Source organism: Xenorhabdus lircayensis (assembly GCF_016306625.1).
Taxonomy (GTDB): Bacteria; Pseudomonadota; Gammaproteobacteria; order Enterobacterales; family Enterobacteriaceae; genus Xenorhabdus; species Xenorhabdus lircayensis.
In genome coordinates this window covers 102,998-123,233 of the sequence record NZ_JACOII010000031.1, presented here as the reverse complement: position 1 = coordinate 123,233, position 20,236 = coordinate 102,998, and the positions used below count along the sequence as shown (strand labels likewise).

At 43.2% G+C, this 20,236-nt stretch carries 18 protein-coding genes; 17 read left to right on the top strand and 1 reads right to left on the bottom strand.

The window, feature by feature from the left end:
• Positions 1–111 precede the first annotated feature (111 nt).
• The 4 genes from H8A87_RS08190 (at position 112) to sixA (ending at position 5,027) form a co-directional block, all read left to right on the top strand.
• Positions 112–408 (top strand): YfcZ/YiiS family protein, encoded by a 297-nt coding sequence (locus tag H8A87_RS08190; RefSeq protein ID WP_198689487.1) that lies wholly within the window; start codon positions 112–114, stop codon positions 406–408.
• 294 nt (positions 409–702) lie between these two features.
• The gene (fadI, locus tag H8A87_RS08185) at positions 703–2,013 is read left to right on the top strand and encodes an acetyl-CoA C-acyltransferase FadI (protein WP_198689486.1); all 1,311 of its coding nucleotides are present in this window, start codon (positions 703–705) and stop codon (positions 2,011–2,013) included.
• Positions 2,013–4,190, top strand: a complete 2,178-nt coding sequence (fadJ, locus tag H8A87_RS08180; protein ID WP_198689485.1) for a fatty acid oxidation complex subunit alpha FadJ — start codon at positions 2,013–2,015, stop codon at positions 4,188–4,190. The genes fadI and fadJ overlap by 1 nt, the downstream gene beginning before the upstream one ends.
• 351 nt (positions 4,191–4,541) lie before the next feature.
• Positions 4,542–5,027, top strand: a complete 486-nt coding sequence (sixA, locus tag H8A87_RS08175; RefSeq protein ID WP_198689484.1) for a phosphohistidine phosphatase SixA — start codon at positions 4,542–4,544, stop codon at positions 5,025–5,027.
• 27 nt (positions 5,028–5,054) lie between these two features.
• Here the strand turns inward: sixA and smrB are convergent, their stop codons facing one another.
• A complete protein-coding gene (gene smrB, locus H8A87_RS08170; RefSeq protein ID WP_198689483.1) occupies positions 5,055–5,597 on the bottom strand; it encodes an endonuclease SmrB in 543 nt (180 codons plus the stop codon).
• A 184-nt stretch (positions 5,598–5,781) separates the two neighbouring features.
• On the opposite strand from smrB, the gene hutI reads away from it, so the two are divergent.
• The 13 genes from hutI (at position 5,782) to H8A87_RS08105 (ending at position 20,194) form a co-directional block, all read left to right on the top strand.
• Positions 5,782–7,056, top strand: coding sequence for an imidazolonepropionase (gene hutI / locus H8A87_RS08165; protein WP_198689482.1), 1,275 nt, complete (start codon positions 5,782–5,784; stop codon positions 7,054–7,056).
• Between the two features lie 19 nt (positions 7,057–7,075).
• Entirely contained in the window at positions 7,076–8,035 is a 960-nt protein-coding gene (gene hutG, locus H8A87_RS08160) for a formimidoylglutamase (RefSeq protein ID WP_198689481.1), read from the top strand.
• Positions 8,036–8,055: 20 nt separating this feature from the next.
• Complete coding sequence (gene hutC, locus H8A87_RS08155) at positions 8,056–8,787, top strand: histidine utilization repressor (protein ID WP_408646883.1); 732 nt, start codon at positions 8,056–8,058, stop codon at positions 8,785–8,787.
• 291 nt (positions 8,788–9,078) lie between these two features.
• Entirely contained in the window at positions 9,079–10,758 is a 1,680-nt protein-coding gene (gene hutU / locus H8A87_RS08150) for a urocanate hydratase (RefSeq protein ID WP_198689480.1), read from the top strand.
• A gap of 14 nt (positions 10,759–10,772) precedes the next feature.
• Positions 10,773–12,305, top strand: coding sequence for a histidine ammonia-lyase (gene hutH / locus H8A87_RS08145; RefSeq protein WP_198689479.1), 1,533 nt, complete (start codon positions 10,773–10,775; stop codon positions 12,303–12,305).
• Positions 12,306–12,396: 91 nt separating this feature from the next.
• On the top strand, positions 12,397–13,755 hold the full coding sequence (locus H8A87_RS08140; protein WP_198689478.1) for an amino acid permease: 1,359 nt from the start codon (positions 12,397–12,399) through the stop codon (positions 13,753–13,755).
• A gap of 289 nt (positions 13,756–14,044) precedes the next feature.
• The gene (gene prmB / locus H8A87_RS08135; RefSeq protein ID WP_198689477.1) at positions 14,045–14,980 is read left to right on the top strand and encodes a 50S ribosomal protein L3 N(5)-glutamine methyltransferase; all 936 of its coding nucleotides are present in this window, start codon (positions 14,045–14,047) and stop codon (positions 14,978–14,980) included.
• 147 nt (positions 14,981–15,127) lie between these two features.
• The gene (gene aroC, locus H8A87_RS08130) at positions 15,128–16,213 is read left to right on the top strand and encodes a chorismate synthase (RefSeq protein WP_198689476.1); all 1,086 of its coding nucleotides are present in this window, start codon (positions 15,128–15,130) and stop codon (positions 16,211–16,213) included.
• A 90-nt stretch (positions 16,214–16,303) separates the two neighbouring features.
• The gene (locus H8A87_RS08125) at positions 16,304–17,104 is read left to right on the top strand and encodes a sulfite exporter TauE/SafE family protein (protein ID WP_198689475.1); all 801 of its coding nucleotides are present in this window, start codon (positions 16,304–16,306) and stop codon (positions 17,102–17,104) included.
• Positions 17,105–17,126: 22 nt separating this feature from the next.
• Complete coding sequence (locus H8A87_RS08120; RefSeq protein WP_198689474.1) at positions 17,127–17,678, top strand: elongation factor P hydroxylase; 552 nt, start codon at positions 17,127–17,129, stop codon at positions 17,676–17,678.
• A gap of 21 nt (positions 17,679–17,699) precedes the next feature.
• The gene (locus H8A87_RS08115; protein ID WP_198689473.1) at positions 17,700–17,975 is read left to right on the top strand and encodes a YfcL family protein; all 276 of its coding nucleotides are present in this window, start codon (positions 17,700–17,702) and stop codon (positions 17,973–17,975) included.
• Between the two features lie 980 nt (positions 17,976–18,955).
• Positions 18,956–19,519 carry a hypothetical protein gene (locus tag H8A87_RS08110; protein WP_232370136.1) on the top strand — a complete coding sequence of 188 codons (564 nt, stop codon included), beginning with the start codon at positions 18,956–18,958 and terminating at the stop codon, positions 19,517–19,519.
• Between the two features lie 135 nt (positions 19,520–19,654).
• Entirely contained in the window at positions 19,655–20,194 is a 540-nt protein-coding gene (locus H8A87_RS08105; RefSeq protein ID WP_198689472.1) for a GNAT family N-acetyltransferase, read from the top strand.
• Positions 20,195–20,236 lie beyond the last annotated feature (42 nt).

Below are 20,236 nucleotides of genomic sequence, written 5' to 3'. Positions count from 1 at the left end.
TGAGATCAATAAATAGTGAGATAAATAGCCTTAAACAGCGTAAACGCTGGTTATCAGCAATTATGACAACGTACAATCATCAGTAAGTTTTTATAGTTGGAGAGATTAAAGATGCCTGATGCAATTAACCGTTGTAGTGCGGAAGAAACTGCTGCTTGCTGTTGTGTTGATGTGGGAACAGTCATTGATAATGAAGATTGCTCTGCTTCTTATCAGTGTGTTTTTGTCCGTGAGCAAGAAGCGGAAACGATGCTTAATATATTGACTAAAAAGGCAAAAGCTGTGGAATCAGAGCCATGCATCATACACGATAGAATCGAAACAGTTGATGGTGGAATGCAATTATCTGTAGATTTCACCTTTAGCTGTCAGGCAGAAGCCCTGATTTTTCAGTTAGGGTTGCGTTAATCCATTCTGAATAACGGTTTTCTCATTGTTTTGTGATCTCAAACGGTGGGAGAATCGGTTGTCAACGATTGTAAATAATAGTCTTTTTTTATATTTTCTTCGCACATTCTCTATCCAAGTTGTATAAATTATAAATGCCTTAAAGTTGCGCTTGCTCGCATTTTTCGTTTATTCCTATTTGCTATTTCCCAACATTGCGTTAACAATGCTCCATCAGGTCTGACCTCTTATGAGGTGAGTAAATATTTTTAATCAATCAATTGATTTAATTAATAATTATTGTCAGGAGTTGCTATGGGTCGTTCTTCAACAAAAGTAACACAGCAAAAGGAACGTGTTGCTATTGTCAGCGGGTTGCGCATTCCTTTTGCGAAACAGGCAACTTTATACCACGGTATTCCGGCTGTCGATTTGGGAAAAGCTGTCGTCAGTGAGCTGGTCATTAGGAGCGGTTTGTCGCCTGAGAAGATCGACCAATTAGTTTTTGGGCAGGTTGTTCAAATGTCGGAAGCACCAAATATTGCAAGGGAAATTGTTTTGGGTGCAGGCTTAAGTGTGAATACTGATGCTTATAGTGTTTCCCGTGCTTGTGCGACGAGTTTTCAGGCGATTGCAAATGTGGCTGAAAGTATTATGGCGGGTACAGTTAATGTGGGAATCGCTGGTGGCGCTGACTCTTCATCCGTTTTGCCGATTGGGGTAACTAAGACATTGGCTCGCACTTTGGTAGATATGAACAAAGCCAAGAGCTTGTCTCAACGGCTAAAATTAATCAGCCGATTGAAATTACGTGATTTACTGCCAGTATCTCCTGCTGTTGCTGAATATTCGACGGGGTTGAGAATGGGTGATACGGCAGAGCAGATGGCAAAAACCTATCATATTAGTCGAGAAGATCAAGATGCCTTGGCGCACCGTTCTCATATATTGGCGGCTAAAGCTTGGGAACAGGGGCTTTTGAATGAAGAAATTATATCGCCGCATTTTCCGCCGTACTGCAACACATTAGCAGAAGATAACAACATTAGAAAAAATTCAGTTCTAGCCTCTTATGCTAAATTGCGTCCAGCCTTTGATCGTAAATATGGCACAGTCACTGCGGCGAATAGTACGCCACTGACTGATGGTGCAGCCGCAGTTATGTTGATGCGTGAATCGGTTGCCAAAGAACTGGGTATGATTCCATTGGGGTATTTACGCAGTTATGCGTTTTCTGCTATTGACGTTTGGCAGGATATGCTACTGGGGCCATCTTATGCGACACCTCTGGCGCTGGATCGGGCTGGCATCACTTTGAATGAACTCACTCTCATTGACATGCATGAAGCGTTTGCTGCCCAAACATTGACGAATTTAAAAATGTTTGCCAGTGAAAAATTTGCCCGTGAAAAGTTGGGGCGTGCTCAGGCAATTGGTGAAGTGGATATGGATAAATTCAATGTATTGGGTGGGTCAATTGCTTATGGGCATCCATTTGCTGCGACAGGAGCCCGAATGGTTACCCAAACATTGAATGAATTACGTCGCCGTGGTGGTGGGTTTGGGCTAACGACCGCCTGTGCCGCAGGTGGTTTGGGTGCAGCAATGGTATTGGAGGTAGAATAATGGCTCAGGCTGAGAAAGACACTGTCATGTCAACGACGCAACCAGATCAATCAGTATTCAGCTTTTCTGTTAGGGACGATAAGGTAGGCGTTATCACCATTGATGTACCAAATGAGAAAGTAAACACGCTGAAAGCCGAATTTGTTGAACAGTTCTTAATGATGTTTGAGAAAGCACAACAAGTTTCCGGTTTGAAAGGGTTAGTGATTGTGTCTGGTAAGCCAGACACTTTCATTGCTGGTGCAGATATCAGCATGATAGCAGGCTGCCACACTCAGGAAGAAGCGACAGAATTGGCCGAGAAAGGTCAAAAATTATTTGCGCAGATTGCCAATTATCCTTTGCCTGTTGTGGCAGCCATTCATGGAGCGTGTTTGGGCGGTGGGCTGGAGCTGGCCTTGGCTTGTCATGCTCGTATCTGTTCTTTGGATGAGAAAACGCGTCTTGGTTTACCGGAAGTTCAGCTCGGGTTGTTGCCGGGATCAGGCGGAACTCAGCGATTGCCCCGTTTGATTGGTGTCAGCGCTGCTCTGGACATGATATTAACGGGTCGTCAGCTCAAGGCAAAACAGGCGCAACGATTGGGTGTCGTGGATGATGCAGTTCCTTTGGACATCTTGCTGGATGTCGCTGTGCAATATGTTAAAAAAGGCATAGCTAAACGCAAGCCATTGGCATGGTCACAGCGTATGTTGGCGAGTGCACTGGGTAGGCCGCTGTTGTTCCATATGGTGCATCAAAAAACGAGAGCGAAAACTCATGGCCATTATCCGGCTCCAGAGAAAATCATCAATGTGATTCGCACAGGTTTGGAAAAAGGGTTAGACAGAGGCTTTCAGGCTGAAGCTAAGGCATTTGGCGAATTGGCGATGTCACAGGAATCAGCAGCATTACGGAGCTTGTTTTTTGCTTCGACTGCGTTAAAAAATGAAACTGGCTCGTCAGAGCAGCCTGCTGAGATCAAGCATGTGGGTATCTTGGGTGGAGGCCTGATGGGCGGTGGTATTGCTAACGTTACCATGACACGAGGAAATCTGCCTGTCCGCATTAGGGACATTAATACAAAAGGCATCAATCAGGCTCTGAAATATACATGGGATCTCCTCTCCAGGCGAGTAAAACAGCGTCGTTTGAAATCAAGTGAGCGTTCTCGCCAGATGTCTCTATTGACAGGAACTACGGATTACAGCGGATTTAAGCAAGCGGATATTGTGGTCGAAGCAGTATTTGAAGATTTGGTATTGAAACGTAAAATGGTCTCAGAAGTTGAAGAAAATGCGAAATGCGAAACTATTTTTGCTTCCAACACATCTTCGTTGCCAATCCACAAGATTGCTGAAGTTGCTGCCCGGCCAGAGCAGGTGATTGGCCTTCACTATTTTAGTCCCGTTGACAAAATGCCGTTGGTGGAAGTCATTCCACATGCAGGAACGAGTGAAAAAACGATTGCAACCACCGTGGCACTGGCTAAGAAACAGGGAAAAACCGCCATTGTTGTAGGAGATAAAGCGGGATTCTATGTGAACCGAATTCTGACACCTTACATTAATGAGGCCGGTTATTGTTTGGCAGAAGGGGAACCAGTTGATCATATTGACAAGGCGCTGGTGGGCTTCGGTTTTCCTATTGGCCCAATCAATTTGTTGGATGAGGTTGGCATCGATGTAGGCACCAAAATCATCCCTATTTTGGTGGAACAGTTAGGTAATAGATTTGTTGCGCCAGAGTTTTTGGAAGCGACCTTAAAAGATGATCGGAAAGGTAAGAAAAATGGCCGTGGTTTTTATTCGTATGCGAATAGAAAGGGCGCATTCTGGTCTTTTGGAAAAAAATCCAAAGAAGTGGACGCCTCCATTTATTCCTTATTAAAAATCAAACCAGTTGTAAAAATGTTACCTGCTGACATTGCCCAGCGTTGTGTGATGCTCATGTTGAATGAAGCCGTTCGCTGTTTAGATGAAGGGATTATCAGAAGCCCTCGTGATGGTGATATTGGCGCTGTATTTGGCATTGGATTCCCGCCATTCTTGGGAGGGCCATTCCGTTATGTTGATAAGCTTGGCAGTGATAAGGTTGTAGAAATTTTACGTCGTCTGGAGCAGCAGCATGGAGAGAGATTCACACCATGTGAAGGTTTAATCCAGATGGCTGAACAGAGGAAGAAATTTTACTCATAACTTACAGTTCTATTTGCAAAATAAGTCAGATCGGCCCTTTTAACCAAGGGTCGATTTTTTTATGGGAAATAATTTAATAATTGATTGTTTATTTATGGTTTCTATTTTTCATATAAAAAGAAATAATAACAATGTCACACTGCATATATAAATCATTTTTAGTCATTTTATTTACCCTTGTTTTAGGGCAGAATGCCAACTAATGTTGACTGAAACGTTTTTGTATCAAATATTAGCTTGGTAATATCACTTGAGCCTACTTATTAATGCCGTATAACCAATGTCTTGTCTCAAGAAGATCTAATCGTGCGTTGTCTTGGGACAGGTTCGCAATTAACTAGACGGTGGATTATGTACGTTTTTATTATGCGTCATGGTGATGCTGCTTTAGATTCAATCAGTGATGCAACACGGGAACTTACTCCCCGTGGGTGTCAAGAATCACAGAAAATGGCTTGCTGGTTTTCACAACAAGTGCCTGACATTGATTATGTCTTGGTCAGCCCTTATATCCGTGCGGAACAGACGTTAAAGGCAGTTCGTGAAAATTTGGCGCTGCCTGACAACGAAGAAGTGCTGGCTGAGTTAACACCATCGGGTGATGTGGCACTGGTAGCGAGTTATTTGCAGGTTTTGGCAACGCAAGGCCGCAAGGCTGTATTGGTGGTTTCTCATTTACCTCTGGTGGGTTATTTAGTGTCTGAGCTTTGCCCTGCGCAAACACCGCCTATGTTTGCCACATCCAGTATTGCTTGTGTAGAGTTGGATCATCAGGCAGAAAGAGGACGTCTGTTATGGCAAACATCTCCGGCACAATTAGCGGCAAAAGCCAACTAGACACCTTAATTAAATATAGAAACTAAATTAACGCTGCGTAAATTCATCCATCTCTACCAAAATGAGCAACGCAGCGTTCCCTCCCCACTCTTTGGGCGCTTGATGAAAGGCAATAATATCAGGGTGTTGGGCAAGCCATAATGGGGCTTGCTGTTTAAGAATATGTTTACCGTGACCATGCATGACACAAGAGCAATAAACATGTTCACGACGACAGGCTGCGATCAAAGCTCCAATTTCTTGTTTGGCTTGTAATTGAGTTAATCCATGTAAGTCGAGAAACAGCTCAGGAGGATAATCTCCGCGACGTAACTTCTTTAATTCATAATGATTAGCCCCTTCTCTTACATAGCGGGTTGCTCCTTCCGTATCGAGATTAGGTTGAAACTCATCGGAAAAATAGTAACTGGCATCGACCTGTTCCTGCATAAGACGCTCAGGGGCAACATGGCTTATTTTTTTTCTTTTCGGAATATGGGAAACCGTATCGTGAACAATGCGGTGAGTTCCTGTAACAGACGTTCTGAATAGATTGATGTCTTCTTCGTTTAGTCGATTTTTCTTCTTCATTACACGTTAATTCACTAACAAATTTTGGTAATTGTACCTGATTTTTTGTGATTTTTCTTTGAAGCTATCGTTTTGGGGAACAAGTTATTCACAAAATGATTTGACAATCATGCTTGGTTATAAAATAAATGTATATACAACATGAAGATTGATATTAATAAGAAAAAATAACAGGACGATAATAATGTCGATTGAGCTGAAAGATACCGATGTTATTTGGCGTAATGCCAGACTCGCCACAATGAACCCTACTATTAAGAACATTGATGGCAAAAGTAATTACGGCATGTTAGAGCAGCATGATCTTATTGTTCGGAATGAAAAAATCTTAGCGATTTTGCCGACAGATAGCGTGCTAACCGGCCAGTGTAAAATTATCGATGTAGGGCAGCGGCTAATCACCCCTGGCTTGATCGATTGTCACTCCCACTTAGTTTTTGGTGGTAATCGGGCCTCTGAATGGGAACAGCGTTTGAATGGTGCTTCTTATGAAGAAATTAGTGCTAAAGGTGGAGGGATTAATTCGACGGTCAATGCCACTAGAAAAAGTTCGGCCCATCAATTGGAAGTGTCTTCTCAAAAACGGCTTGATGCCTTGATTGCCGAAGGGGTAACAACCATTGAGATGAAATCAGGTTATGGGCTAGATCTGGAAAATGAAGAGAAACAGTTGAAGGTCGTGCGGGCATTGGCACTGAAAAATCCGATAGAAATTAGCCCGACATTACTTTCTGCCCATGCTGTCCCACCTGAATATAAACATAATCCTGATGCCTATATCGATTTAGTTTGTGATTCCATCCTTCCCATACTTTGGCAGAAACAGTTATTCGAATCCGTGGATGTGTTCTGCGAAACTGTTGGTTTTAATCTCAGCCAGACCAAACGCCTGTTTGATGCAGCAAAACACCTGAATATTCCTGTAAAAGGCCATGTTGAGCAACTTTCTAATTTAGGGGGGAGTGAACTGGTTGCTGAATATCAAGGCTTGTCAGTTGATCACATCGAATATTTGGATGAAAAAGGTATTGAGGCCATCAGTCGCAGTGGAACCGTTGCTGTGCTGCTGCCAGGCGCATTTTATTTCCTGAGAGAAACTAAACGTCCCCCTATTGCATTATTGCGCCAATATAGTGTTCCGATGGCTATTTCGACGGATTTCAATCCGGGAACCAGCCCTTTTACCTCCTTGCGTCTGATCATGAATATGGCTTGCGTACAATTTGGTTTAACGCCAGAAGAAGCGTGGCAGGGCGTAACCATTCATGCGGCTCGCGCATTAGGGCGGGCAGATAGTCACGGCCAATTGGCGGTGGGTCATATGGCAGATTTTGTTGTCTGGGATGCTCAGAATCCAGTTGATATCTTATATGAATTGGGCAGTAATCCGTTGGTTTATCGTGTTTATCGCGGTGAAATCACGTGTCATGCTCACTTAAAAAACATTTGCGATAATTAATGGTGGCGAGGAATAGAACATGAATTTATGGCATCCAACATCAGAAAACATTTGGCAAGGGCGTAATGATCTTGCAGAAGCGGATAATGCTTTGCGCGTATTCCAGACAATAAAACAACCAGCCAGTTTCTCCCCAGATGAATTTCCTCACCACATTGCGTTATTAGGATTTGAGTGTGATGAAGGCGTCAAGCTCAATCAAGGTCGTCTGGGAGCGAAGTTAGGGCCTGAATATTTGCGTCAATCAATGGCAAATCTGGCTAGCTATGATGGTCATGATCGGCTGGTGGATTTGGGAAATATTCGCGCCAATCCTGAAAAACTGAGTGAAGCACAGAATGCCCTCAGTGATGCGGTATATGAATGCCAGCAGCATAAGATGAAAACGCTTATTTTGGGTGGCGGGCATGAAACGGCATTTGCTCATGGAATGGGAATTTATCGTGCGTTTCCGACTCAGCGTGTCGGTATCATCAATTTTGATGCACATCTGGATCTGCGAAATTCGCCACAGCCCACATCAGGAACTCCATTTCGGCAGCTTGCCCATTATTGTCAGCAGCACCAGCGTCTATTTAATTACACTTGTGTCGGGGCCAGTTTGGCATCGAATACCCAAGCGTTGTTAGACGAGGCTAATCATCTTGATGTCACAATTATTTGGGATACTCATTGTGTTGAGTCCATGTTGGACAAAGTACAGCAGCAACTACAAGATATCATTAATCAAGTTGATATAATTTATATGACTATCGATTTAGACGTGCTGCCAATCTGGCAAATGCCAGCAGTTTCCGCACCTGCGGCGTTGGGTGTTCCGTTAGAACGTTTGCTGCCATTAATTCAACTCATCTGTCAGAGCAAAAAATTGCAAGCCGCAGATTTGGTCGAGCTTAATCCTTTGTATGACATCCAAGGAATGGGAGGCAAAGTGGCTGCTCGTCTTGCGTGGCAATTGGTGCACTGGTGGAATGGGTAAAAAGCAAGAAGGAAGTGATAGTGACAACTGATTTCCCAGATACATTTGTCAAACCGGTGCCTTTGTATGCGAAAGTCAAACAAGCGATTATTGAAAATATCTATACAGGGGAATGGAAACCACATGACCGGATCCCTTCGGAGGCGGAATTAGTCAAGCAATTTAACTGTAGTCGCATGACGGCTAACAGGGCTCTGAGGGAGCTCACGGCAGAAGGTTTTCTATTCCGTCTGCAAGGTGTGGGTTCGTTTGTTTCTGAGCCGAAAGGACAGTCTGCCCTGTTTGAAATTCACAGTATTGCGGATGAAATTGCTTCACGCTCTCACCAGCACAGTTGTAAAGTGCTGAAACTCTCTGAAGTGAATGCCAATGTGACTCAGGCTGCGGAATTTGGTATTGCAGTAGGTGCGTCTATCTACCATTCCATTATTGTCCATTATGAAAATGATGTGCCTGTACAAATTGAAGATCGTTATGTCAATGCCCAGGCCGCACCGGAATACCTGAGACAAGATTTCAGCCAGCAAACTGCTCATGATTATTTATCGCAAGTAGCGCCCCTGACAGAAGGAGAGCATATTGTTGAAGCTGTTGCGGGAGATGCCCGTTCTTGCAGATTATTACAAATTGAGGCAAATACGCCTTGTTTGTTAATCAGTCGCCGGACTTGGTCGAAAGAATTTATTGTTTCCAGTGCCAAGTTATTGTTTCCTGGATATCGATATAAATTGAAAGGACATTTTAGTTCATAGTTTGCACATCAAGTCACAAAAAACCTCTTTTTCCCTTTTGGGTTGAAGAGGTTTTTTTATTAAACGTTGTAACGACAATGTAAAATCAATGTGATGCAAAACACAAAACCAGTAAAAACATTCCTCTATTTATCACAGAATAAATCATTATCATCTTATTGATATTTATTATAAATGATAATGTACTCCATATTATCGACTCTATCTGCGTCACATTTTTTCCTATTGAATATACATGTATATACAACTATACAATTAACAAAATTCATAAAGATGAAATAGGAAAAAGCCGTGACGACGCAAAATAATAAATTCAGCAACGTAATTATTCGTGCCCCTAGAGGAACACAACTCACAGCAAAAAGTTGGCTGACGGAAGCACCACTCCGTATGCTTATGAACAACCTTGATCCTGATGTCGCTGAAAATCCGGGTGAGTTGGTGGTTTATGGCGGGATCGGTCGCGCAGCCAGAAATTGGGCATGTTATGAAAAAATTGTTGAAACCCTAAAGAATCTGGAGAATGACGAAACTTTGCTGGTGCAGTCAGGCAAGCCAGTAGGCGTTTTCAAAACACATGAAAACGCACCGCGCGTATTAATTGCAAACTCGAATTTGGTTCCACATTGGGCGACGTGGGAACATTTTAACGAACTGGATGCCAAAGGGCTGGCGATGTATGGACAGATGACTGCGGGTAGCTGGATATACATTGGTAGTCAGGGCATTGTTCAGGGCACTTACGAAACCTTTGTGGAAGCAGGTCGCCAGCACTACAACGGTAATTTGACTGGACGCTGGGTACTGACTGCGGGTTTGGGTGGCATGGGAGGCGCACAGCCGCTGGCCGCAACGTTAGCAGGTGCGTCTTCACTGACCATAGAGTGCCAGCAAAGCCGCATTGATTTTCGCCTGCGTACTAAGTACGTGGATGAACAGGCCATTGATCTGGATGATGCTTTGGCGCGCATTGAACGCTATACCCAAGAAGGCAAAACAGTATCAATCGCATTGTGCGGTAATGCGGCAGAGATTCTGCCTGAGTTGGTACGCCGCGGCGTCCGTCCTGATATGGTGACAGATCAAACCAGCGCACATGATCCATTACATGGTTATTTGCCAGCGGGTTGGACATGGGAAGAGTATTGCCACCGTGCCGAGACTGAACCAGAAATAGTGATTCAAGCTGCGAAAACCTCAATGGCTGTGCACGTTGAAGCCATGTTGGCCTTCCAGAAACAGGGCGTACCTACTTTCGATTATGGCAATAACATCCGTCAAATGGCGAAAGAATCGGGAGTTGAACACGCCTTTGATTTTCCGGGATTTGTTCCTGCTTATATTCGTCCTCTATTCTGTCGTGGCATCGGGCCTTTCCGCTGGGCGGCACTCTCTGGTGATCCTGAAGACATTTATAAAACCGATATCAAAGTAAAAGAGCTGCTGCCAGATGATTCCCATTTACACCGTTGGTTGGATATGGCGAGAGAGCGCATCAGTTTCCAAGGTTTGCCGGCACGTATTTGCTGGGTGGGGTTGGGTGATCGCGCTAAATTGGGATTGGCATTCAATGAAATGGTACGCAGCGGAGAACTTTCTGCACCAGTCGTGATTGGTCGTGACCACTTGGATTCTGGCTCTGTAGCTAGCCCTAACCGTGAAACAGAGTCTATGCAAGATGGTTCCGATGCGGTTTCTGACTGGCCGTTATTGAATGCCTTACTGAATACCGCCGGTGGCGCGACATGGGTTTCGCTGCATCATGGCGGTGGTGTTGGTATGGGATTCTCACAGCATTCCGGCATGGTAATTGTCTGTGATGGCACTGATGAAGCAGCAGAACGCATTGCCCGTGTCCTGCATAATGATCCAGCAACGGGTGTTATGCGTCATGCCGATGCGGGTTATGAGCTGGCTATCCAGTGTGCGAAAGAGCAGGGGCTGAACCTGCCAATGATTGATGCAAAATAAGGAGCATTATTGATATGAAAAACATTACTATTCATCCGGGACAAATGACGCGTGAAGAATTACGCCATGTTTATCAGCATCCTGTTCATATTAGTTTGGACGAGCAATGTTTCCCTGCCATTGAGAGCAGCGTCGCTTGTGTGAATCGCATCATCAGTGAAAACAGAACAGCTTACGGTATCAATACGGGTTTTGGTTTGCTGGCGAGTACCCGCATTGCAGAGCAAGATTTGGAAGAATTGCAGCGTTCTCTTGTCATGTCACATGCTGCGGGAGTGGGTAAGCCTTTGTCGGATAAGATTGTCCGACTGATTATGGTATTGAAAATCAATAGCCTTGCCCGTGGTTATTCTGGCATCCGTCTGGAAGTGATTCAGGGATTGATCGCTTTGGTCAACGCTGAAGTTTATCCTTGCATCCCAACTAAAGGTTCAGTAGGGGCTTCAGGTGATTTGGCTCCATTGGCACATATGAGTTTGTTATTGCTGGGTGAAGGTAAAGCTCGTTATCGTGGTGAATGGCTGTCGGCCAAAGCAGCACTGGAGAAAGCGGGACTTAAGCCGATTCGTCTTGCAGCAAAAGAAGGTCTGGCGTTGCTCAATGGCACACAAACTTCAACCGCTTTTGCCTTGAAAGGTCTTTTTGCCGCCGAAGATTTACTCGCATCAGCGATTGTTTGTGGCGCGTTGTCTGTTGAAGCTGCCCTTGGTTCCCGTAAGCCATTTGATATGCGTATTCATGAAGCACGTGGTCAGAAAGGTCAAATTGATGTGGCAATCCTTTACCGTTTGGTACTGGAAGAACAAAGTGGTATCTCTGAATCTCACAAAAACTGTCCGAAAGTTCAGGATCCTTACTCATTGCGTTGTCAGCCACAAGTGATGGGTGCTTGCTTAACCCAGATCCGCCATGCTGCTGATGTGATTATGGTTGAAGCCAATGCGGTTTCCGATAATCCGTTAGTATTTACTGAAGAAGATGAAGTGATTTCTGGGGGTAATTTCCATGCTGAACCTGTCGCCATGGCATCGGATAACTTGGCTATCGCGTTGGCAGAAATTGGCTCATTGTCAGAACGCCGAATTGCCTTACTGATGGATAGCAATATGTCTCAGTTGCCACCATTCTTGGTCGAAAACAGCGGGGTGAACTCCGGTTTTATGATTGCACAGGTAACTGCGGCGGCTCTGGCGAGTGAAAACAAAGCGTTAGCACATCCTTCCAGTGTTGACAGCCTGCCAACCTCGGCCAATCAGGAAGATCACGTATCAATGGCACCCGCCGCGGGTCGCCGCTTATGGGAAATGGCAGATAACGTGCGTGGAATTTTAGCGATTGAATGGCTGACAGCTTGTCAGGGCATGGATTTCCGTCATGGCTTGAAGAGCAGCCCGATACTGGAAAAAGCTCGCCATATCCTCCGTGATAAAGTCGCATATTATGATAAGGATCGCTTTTTCGCACCGGATATTAATGAAGCTATTCAACTGTTGGCTGAACAGCAACTTGCTGCATTATTGCCTGCTGGAAAGATCATAGAAAACTAAGTACAAACACGTCGTTTTAGGCCGGATAAAACCGGCCTTATCGTAGTATTTATCTTTTCCAATCTAATAATAAAAGACACAAGGATAAATCATGCAAAACATTTCACAACTCAAACGAGGGTTAAGTGTTCGCCACATTCGGTTTATGGCGTTGGGGTCGGCAATTGGCACAGGACTTTTCTATGGTTCGGCGGAAGCCATTAAAGCAGCGGGGCCCGCGGTACTATTAGCCTATGCGATTGGTGGAGCAGCGGTTTTCATGGTCATGCGGGCATTGGGAGAGATGGCGGTTCATCGTTCCGCACCGGGATCTTTCTCTTATTATGCCACTCACTACTTAGGACCATTGGCGGGTTTTCTGACCGGATGGACTTACGTCTTTGAAATGCTGGTTGTTTGCCTTGCTGATATCACCGCATTTGGCATTTATATGAAACTCTGGTTTCCTCATGTCGAGCAGTGGATCTGGGTACTCAGTATTGTCTTTTTCATTGGGGCGATAAATCTATGTAACGTCAAAGTATTTGGTGAAATGGAATTCTGGCTTTCTATCATCAAAGTTGCTGCGATTATTTCCATGATTGTCGGTGGATTTGCCATTATGATGTATGGCTTCGGACAAGAATCTGGACACGTCACCGGCCTATCAAACTTGTGGGAACATGGCGGGTTCATGCCAAATGGCATTGCAGGGGTGATCGCCTCGTTTACGGTCGTTATGTTTGCATTCGGTGGTATTGAAGTCATCGGCATCACCGCCAGTGAAGCGAAAAATCCGGAGAAATCCATCCCGCGTGCAATCAATGCAGTTCCGTTCCGCATCTTGCTGTTCTATGTTCTTACGTTGTTTGTTTTGATGTGCATTTATCCATGGAATCAAGTGGGTCAAAATGGCAGCCCATTTGTTCAGATATTCTCCAGTCTAGGCATTGATTCAGCGGCGAATATCTTGAATATTGTTGTGATTACTGCGGCTATTTCCGCGATCAACAGTGATATCTTTGGTGCTGGTCGGATGATGTATGGCATGGCGCAGGAAAAACAAGCTCCGGCGGCTTTCACACAACTAACTAAAAACGGTGTACCGTGGGTCACCGTGCTGGTGATGTCAGGGATCTTGCTGATTGGTGTCGTTTTGAATTATTTGCTGCCGGGAAAAGTTTTCGGGATTATTGCTTCGATTGCGACATTTGCAACCGTCTGGGTATGGCTGATGATTCTGCTGTCACAATATATCATGCGTCGTAAGATGCCGGCAGAAGAAGCTAAACAGCTTAAATTCCCTGTTCCCTTCTGGCCCGTTGCGCCTGCCTTAGCCATTGCTTTTATGGCATTTATAATTGCCGTATTGGGCTATTTCCCTAATACCCGAATCGCATTGTACGTTGGGATAATGTGGATAGCATTATTAACCATCAGCTATTATTTATGGGTTAAAAAAAGTGGGTGAAAAAAACAAGTAATAGCTAACCAATCTCATACCACTCTATATACATAGGGTGGTTTTCGCTTTATACAGTTTCATTCAAAGACAATTTCATCCCAAGGCAATTCTCATGCTAAGGAAGCTGATTTGTGTTCGGGATCATGGCAAACTAACAATCTGATATACTCGTCGCACTTCAAGATGCGTTTATTATCTCCCCGCAGTGCGGGGGAGATAATAAACGGTGTTTGTTTTGCGGGCTGTAACCTGAAGTTTATAGGATATATATTTTTTTGTTATTTGGAGGTGTTTTTTGGATAAGATTTTAGTCGATGAGGCTGTTGCAGAGCTGCATACCATACTAGATATGTTGCGTTGGTCTGCCAGCCGTTTTAACGAATCGAGTATCTATTGTGGGCATTCCACATGTCATCCGTGGGATGAGGCTTTGCAATTAGTTCTTCCCACGTTGCACTTGCCTCTGGATATTCCAGATTCAATGTTGGCTTCACGTCTGACATCAACAGAGCGTCAGCGCATTGTGGAACTTGTCTTGCGTCGTGTTAATGAACGCGTTCCTGTTGCTTATTTGATAAATCGTGCCTGGTTCTGTGGTCATGAATTTTATGTCGATGAGCGGGTTTTGATTCCACGTTCACTGGTTAGATATGTGATTGACAACCAATTTGAAGGACTTATCTCACGTCAGCCATCGACAATTTTGGATCTTTGTACAGGCAGCGGTTGTATTGCAATTGCCTGTGCCCATGCCTTCCCAGAAGCTGAAGTTGATGCTGTTGACATTTCTCCTGATGCTTTGGCCGTCGCAGAAATAAATATAGAGAACCACAGGCTTTCCCACCGTGTAATCCCGATTCGCTCAGATCTATTTCATGATATGCCATTAGTGAAATACGACATCATTGTTACTAACCCTCCTTATGTCGATGAGGAAGATCTCAGTGACTTACCTAAAGAGTACCATCATGAACCTGAGTTAGCTATGGCAGCAGGTGTTGATGGGTTGAAGTTGGCTCTCCGTATTCTTGCGACAGCCCCAGATTTCCTTGCGGAAGATGGAATACTGGTATGTGAAGTCGGGAACAGTATGGTACACCTGATTGAACAATACCCTGACGTACCATTTAAGTGGCTGAAATTCGAACATGCTTATGGCGATGGTGTTTTCGTGCTGACTCGCCAGCAGCTTGTTGAACATCACGAATATTTCCAGCAATTCAAAGAGTAATATTGTTCACACCACTCAATGGTTAAAACTGATACCTCATGACATTAAAGGCAAATAAAATTGCTGAAATAAGATAGGTTTTAATCATTGGGTGAGTTATTGTTATTCGATCTCATTTTTAACGCAAATAATGATGGCAGGGTAGGAATGGCAGGAAATAGTATTGGGCAGTTTTTTCGTGTCACCACATTTGGTGAATCCCACGGGATCGCACTGGGATGCATTGTAGATGGTGTTCCACCAGGCATTGCTATTACGGAAGCTGATTTACAAATCGATTTAGACAGACGTCGTCCGGGAACTTCCCGTTATACGACACAGCGTCGTGAACCCGATCAAGTTCGCATTCTTTCTGGTGTTTTTGATGGAGTGACAACAGGGACCAGCATTGGCCTGATGATTGAAAACACCGATCAGCGTTCACAGGATTACAGTGCGATTAAAGATGTTTTCCGCCCAGGGCATGCTGACTATACCTACGAACAGAAATATGGACTGCGTGATTATCGTGGTGGTGGGCGTTCATCTGCCCGTGAAACCGCCATGCGCGTTGCGGCGGGAGCGATTGCTAAAAAATACCTATTTGAAAAATACGGCATTCTCATTCGTGCCTGCCTGACTCAGATGGGGGATATTCACTGCGAACTGAAAGATTGGGATCTTGTTGAACAGAATCCTTTTTTCTGCCCTGATGAGAGTAAATTGACTCAACTTGATGAATTTCTGCGAGTACTGAAAAAAGAAGGTAATTCCATCGGTGCAAAAGTCACTGTGGTTGCCGAGAATGTGCCTGCGGGGTTGGGAGAACCGGTTTTTGACCGTTTGGATGCAGATATCGCTCATGCCTTGATGAGCATTAATGCGGTGAAAGGTGTTGAAATCGGTGACGGTTTCGGTGTTGTTAACTTACGTGGCAGTGAAAACCGTGATGAAATAACGACACAGGGGTTCACCAGCAACCATGCTGGTGGCATTCTGGGCGGGATCAGCAGCAGCCAGCCGATTGTCGCGCATATCGCCCTGAAACCGACATCCAGTATTATGGTGCCAGGCAAGACAATTAATCGTCAGGGCGAAGAAGTGGATATGGTGACTCGCGGCCGGCACGATCCTTGTGTTGGCATCCGTGCTGTACCTATCGCAGAAGCGATGATGGCGATTGTGCTGATGGATCACTTATTGCGCCAGCGGGCTCAATGTGCCGACGTGACACAGCCGCTTCCACGCTGGTAAATCGGGAAAAAAGGGAGCCCCTGATATAAGCTCCGGTCGATGCCGAAAGACATCATGATAATGGTAAGCAGTTTTCTGGTGAAATGAATAATGGAATGGTCATTCTTAGGTCCAGAAATTTACGGTTTTCTTTTTTTGGTTGCGATAGTTGCGGGTTTTATTGATTCCATAGCGGGTGGGGGTGGGTTATTAACCATTCCAGCTTTGCTGTCGGTGGGCGTTTCGCCTGTCCAGACACTAGCGACGAATAAACTTCAAGCTGTAGGTAGTTCGTTCTCTGCCAGTCTTTACTTTATCCGCCGTGGGGTAGTGGATTGGCGATCCCAGCGTTTTGCTATTGTCATGACGCTAATTGGCGCCATGTTGGGCGCCATATTGATTCAATTCGTATCACCGGATTTTTTGCGTTATTTATTGCCGGCATTAGTGATAATCATCGGCCTTTATTTTCTATTGGTACCGAATATTGGAGCCGAAGATCGGCAACGTCGTCTCGGCCCTATCGCATTTGGTTGTTTTGCTGGGTGTGGAATCGGTTTTTACGATGGCGTATTTGGGCCGGGGACGGGTTCCTTTTTCGCACTGTCTTATGTCATGCTTTGTGGCTACAATTTGGCAAAAGCAACGGCTCATGCCAAGGTACTGAATTTTGCATCTAACATCGGGGCCTTGGGGTTTTTTATTCTTGGCGGACAGGTTTTATGGCTGGTGGGTTCTGTAATGCTGATAGGGCAAATAATTGGTGCGCGACTAGGTGCTAGTTTAGTACTGAGCAGAGGACAAAAGCTGATCCGTCCGATGTTGGTAACGATTTCTTTTTTGATGAGCATCAAACTTCTCCATGACCATCATGGGGATACTATCCGCTCTTGGCTGGCATTTTATTTTTGATTTTAGGATTCTGCATTAATACATGACTGCACATCATTATCAACAACTGATAGAAATTTTTGATAATTGCTTCAGCGATGACTGTAATACCCGTTTGATAAAAGGTGATGGTGAACCGATTTACCTGCCCGTAGATGACGAGGTGAACTATAACCGGATTGTGTTTGCCCACGGTTTCTATGCCAGTGGGTTACATGAAATTTCACATTGGTGTATTGCAGGTAAAGAGCGCCGTAAATTGGTCGATTTCGGTTACTGGTATTGCCCTGATGGGCGTGATGCTCAAATGCAGGGAGAATTTGAAAAAGTGGAAATCAAGCCGCAGTCGTTGGAGTGGTTATTTTGCGTCGCGGCGGGTTTTCCGTTTAATGTCAGTTGTGACAGCCTCGATGGGGATTTTGAGCCAGATCGCCTTGCTTTTCATCGAAAAGTACATGCACAAGTCATACAATACCTTGAAAATGGAATACCCACACGAGCATCATGCTTTATTCAAGGTCTGCAATCGTTTTACAATACGCCCCCACTAAAAGCAGAACGTTTTCCCTACCCGGAAGAGCCTTTTGCTAATTGAAATTGATTTTGAGGAAAAACAATGCTCGCAGAGTTTGAAACACGCATTCTGGCACAAATTGATGACATGGTTGAATATGCCAGTGATGACGAATTATTTGCTGGTGGATACCTCCGCGGGCATCTGACTTTGGCTGTTGCTGAGTTGGAGCAAGAAGGCGCAAATACTGTCGAACAGCTCCATCAGCGTGTTGAAGAAAGCGTTTACAAAGCGATTAAAGCGGGAGAACTGGCTCCACCGGATCAGGTTTTGGTTTTGGCAACATGGCAAAAACTGCTGGATAATGCGAAATCCTAATTAACTGATACAAAATAGTTTGCTTTGGGGCTATTCATGTAGCCCTTTATTTTTTCTGGTTGTATCGGGTAATTGCACATTCACGATTACAAAAAAATTCGTAGTAGTTCTCAATAATTAGAATAAATAGCAATAACTCTATCTTTACTGATCTTTTTATAGTGAATATAAAGTACAGTTATGTGGTTGTTAAATTGATTGCAAATATAACTTTAAATATACTTTTATTTATGGGTATTGTTTTAATTATTTATAGTTAAAATAATTAGAGTGTTAATGTATTGAATGCAATAAAACCAAATAATAAATAAAGCAATGGCATTCTATTTTTTACTATTATCTAAGGAGGGTTTTCTATGTGGTGTTAAAATAATATATAAATATGGCATATTTTAACTGATGTGAATATAAAATTTTATTATTTTTTTAAATTTTAATGTTATTAATAGAACGCTTGATGATTAAAATAAGTAGTAATGCTAAAGTTTGGATAATGAAAAGGTGGAGAGTGAAGTGTTTTTTACTTGATTAGATAACTGAAATCTATAAATAAGAGGTTGGTATTGATACACGATTATCGGAATTGGAGAAAAAAGGTGAGTGTATGAAATTAGATATTTCACTGTTAAAAAAGGATATTTATGTTATAAAATCTAACAGCATCACACCAAAAAATATTGAGTCGGTTAAGAAGATTATTTATGGATAAATTTCGTCTATATACAATAAGATATCTCAGTTGTACGATAAAATATCTCAGGTTACGAACAAATCATTGATCAGACCAAATGGTTGGCAATAATAATGATGTTAGTTCTTGCTATAACTCTTATCATTACAATTTAATTGACTATTAAGAGCCTAATGGAATAGGGGGAAGCTCTCTAAGTAAAAAAATCAATAAAATTTCTTATTAGAAAAATAGATGAGTTACTTTTGAGAAATCAAAATTGGAAAAGGATACTTCAGGAGATAGTGCGATGAAGCTGAAAAATAGTTTTGTTCAAAGTGGTTACAGTGATCATGCTGAAAATAAAAAAACACCTCTGTTACCTGAATCGATAAATTCTAGTTACTTAAAATTTGTTGAGAAAAAAATGATGAATACGACATTGGAAAAAAGAGTTGAAAATTTGGAGTCAGATGTTGCCAAAATAAAAACGGATGTTGCTGTCATAAAATCAAATTATGCGACAAAAGCGGATGTCGAGGTGATTAATACATTGATCTATAAAGAAGTATCCTCTTTGCGTGGTGATATGTCGTGGTTGAGTAATGAAGTGGTATCTGCACGCAGTGATATATCATCCTTGCAGAGTAATATGGTATCTGTACGTAGTAATATTTCGTTGTTGAATAGTGAAATGGTATCAATGCGCAAGGATATATCATCTATACGCAAGGACATATCATCTGTACATAAAGACATATCATCTGTACATAAGGATCTATCCGATAAAATAGTTTCTCAAACAAAATGGATGGTGACAATAATGCTTGGTGTTTCTGGTGTGATTATTGCCTCCATAAGATTTATGTTTTGAATATTCACTAAAGTATTAAATAAAAATCTTAACTTATTTAAGTTTGATTTGTTTTTTTCTTCTTGTCTGTTTGTTTATTTTTTTATTGCTGGTATTAATGAAGGGGCTAAATTTTAGGAATTACCAAGGTAAACTATGTTTTCTATTCGCTTAACACAGAAATCAGATGTAAGCAAGTTACCCGCAGTAGAGCATTCTGCTGCGCAATTGTTTCGTTTTGTACCTGACTTATCTTGGATAGCGGAGGGTCATGTACAAACCGAGCAACAACATCTGGATTATATTTTGCAAGGCAATAGCTGGGTTGCCCTTAGCGAAAACTCTCAGCCTATTGGCTTTATTTTGACTAAGCCGTTAGATGATGGGTTACATATTATGGAACTTTCCGTACATGGAGATTGGCAGAGGAAAGGTATCGGAAAGGCATTGATTGATAAAGTGGTTCAAGTTGCGGAGCAGCGTTATCTTCAAGTCGTTACATTGACAACTTTTCGTCATGTTAATTGGAACGCCCCTTTTTATCATAGATTGGGATTTGACATTTTAGGCCCTCAGCAGCTTACTGAAGCATTACATCAAATTTTACAAAGTGAAATTGGTTACGGGTTTGCTGAAGAACAACGCTGTGCAATGAAACGTTTGATCACTGTATCTGAGCGTTGTGCTGATTTTTGAGAATGGAAATTCTGTAGTTTGCATCAGGCACTATATTTTCCA

Coding starts and splice junctions, on each gene's coding strand:
- H8A87_RS08190 (WP_198689487.1), top strand. CDS start 112: ATGCCTGATGCAATTAACCGTTGTAGTGCGGAAGAAACTGCTGCTTGC.
- fadI (WP_198689486.1), top strand. CDS start 703: ATGGGTCGTTCTTCAACAAAAGTAACACAGCAAAAGGAACGTGTTGCT.
- fadJ (WP_198689485.1), top strand. CDS start 2,013: ATGGCTCAGGCTGAGAAAGACACTGTCATGTCAACGACGCAACCAGAT.
- sixA (WP_198689484.1), top strand. CDS start 4,542: ATGTACGTTTTTATTATGCGTCATGGTGATGCTGCTTTAGATTCAATC.
- smrB (WP_198689483.1), bottom strand. CDS start 5,597: ATGAAGAAGAAAAATCGACTAAACGAAGAAGACATCAATCTATTCAGA.
- hutI (WP_198689482.1), top strand. CDS start 5,782: ATGTCGATTGAGCTGAAAGATACCGATGTTATTTGGCGTAATGCCAGA.
- hutG (WP_198689481.1), top strand. CDS start 7,076: ATGAATTTATGGCATCCAACATCAGAAAACATTTGGCAAGGGCGTAAT.
- hutH (WP_198689479.1), top strand. CDS start 10,773: ATGAAAAACATTACTATTCATCCGGGACAAATGACGCGTGAAGAATTA.
- H8A87_RS08140 (WP_198689478.1), top strand. CDS start 12,397: ATGCAAAACATTTCACAACTCAAACGAGGGTTAAGTGTTCGCCACATT.
- aroC (WP_198689476.1), top strand. CDS start 15,128: ATGGCAGGAAATAGTATTGGGCAGTTTTTTCGTGTCACCACATTTGGT.
- H8A87_RS08125 (WP_198689475.1), top strand. CDS start 16,304: ATGGAATGGTCATTCTTAGGTCCAGAAATTTACGGTTTTCTTTTTTTG.
- H8A87_RS08120 (WP_198689474.1), top strand. CDS start 17,127: ATGACTGCACATCATTATCAACAACTGATAGAAATTTTTGATAATTGC.
- H8A87_RS08115 (WP_198689473.1), top strand. CDS start 17,700: ATGCTCGCAGAGTTTGAAACACGCATTCTGGCACAAATTGATGACATG.
- H8A87_RS08110 (WP_232370136.1), top strand. CDS start 18,956: ATGAAGCTGAAAAATAGTTTTGTTCAAAGTGGTTACAGTGATCATGCT.
- H8A87_RS08105 (WP_198689472.1), top strand. CDS start 19,655: ATGTTTTCTATTCGCTTAACACAGAAATCAGATGTAAGCAAGTTACCC.